Consider the following 1,421-nt stretch of genomic DNA (forward strand, 5'->3'; position numbering starts at 1 on the left):
TTTTCGTTTTCCAGCGAAACGAGGCGGCCTAACTTGTCCCAGCGGTAACGCAGGGTTTGCTCGGCGGCGTCCACGCGTTCGGCGATAAAGCCCGCAGCGGTGTAACGCCAGGTGGTGCAGCGCTCCAGTCCGTCGGAGTAAGCGAGCAAGCGGCCTTCAGCGTCGCGGCTAAAACGCTCTTCGGTTTTGTCCGGGTGTTTGATCAGGACCAACTGGCCGGCTTCGTATTCGTACGTCGTGCTGTGGCCAGCCGGGTCGGTGAAGCGAAGCATCTGGCCGCGTTCGTCGTAGTCCCACGCGCTGACCTTGCCGGAGCAGTCGGTGTACTTAACGAGTTGTCCGGCTTCGTTGTAGGCCAACGCCTTTGTGTTGCCGTTGGCGTCTTTGATCGCCGTAGGAAGGCCGAACGGGTTGTAGGCGTATTCGGTGATGTTCTCTAGCGGATCAATCGCTTCGACAAGGTTTCCACGAAAGTCATAATCCCGTTTCCACAACCCGCCCTCAGCATCGCTGATCTTGATCAGGTGGCTCTTGTCGTCGTAGGCGTAATTCATCACGCTGTGATCAGCGCGCGTGTGTTCAGTGAGGTTGCTCAGTTTGTCGTAGCGATAGCGATCCGTGCTGCCGTCGGTGTGGACGTGGCGGATGATGTTCTTCGCCGCATCACGGAAGAACCACTCCGAGCGACCATCGGCATGGCAAATGCGATAGGTGTACCCAAGGCTGTCGTAGTAGTGCCGGGTTTCATGACCGAGCGCATCGGTGACATAGGTGAGACGAATGTTTTCGTCCCATGCCAATCGCGTGTCGAAACTGCCGTCGTCAGCCCATTCGCGAATGGCTTTTGCGTCGGGGCCGGTGCCTGACCATTGCAGGTTCAAACCGCGATTAGTGCGGTCGGTGTAGCGGGTGATCAGATGGTTTTGATACTGATAACGCCATGCGGCGCCATTCTCATCCTGCGCCAGAACAAGGTCACCACAATCATCGTATTGATAGGCACACAGTTGGCGTTTAACCTCGCCGTCACGAACTTCCCAAAGCCCCGTCAACCGTCCGTGATCGTCAATCAAAGTACCAAGTCGCAGATGCACTTTGTTTAGATCTTTCTCCGAGTAAGTCACCAATTCGGAGAGCACCAACTGCCCATCATGCCGATGCTCGTGATGCAGCATGACCCCGGCGCCGTTGGGCAGCATCTTGTTGATCAGAACAAAGCGCTTGCCCCGCCGAACATAGGTCTCTCGGTGCTCAAGCCCCCGCATCAGCAATAGCCGATCCTTGCTAAGGCGAATAACGGTCAGATTTTCGATGGCATTGAAATGGAACAGCTTGACCTTGGGCAGAGGAAATTCATGACTACGCCCATCGGAATCATGAAACACCAGACCGTCGCCGACGAGATCGAAGCGTGTGGTAAA

General features: G+C 56.0%; 1 protein-coding gene. It reads right to left on the reverse strand.

From position 1 onward, the window contains the following. A partial coding sequence (locus BMY98_RS26555; protein WP_139214603.1) for an RHS repeat domain-containing protein occupies positions 1 to 1,421 on the reverse strand: 1,421 nt, incomplete at both ends.

The organism is Pseudomonas graminis (assembly GCF_900111735.1).
Lineage (GTDB): Bacteria > Pseudomonadota > Gammaproteobacteria > Pseudomonadales > Pseudomonadaceae > Aquipseudomonas > Aquipseudomonas graminis.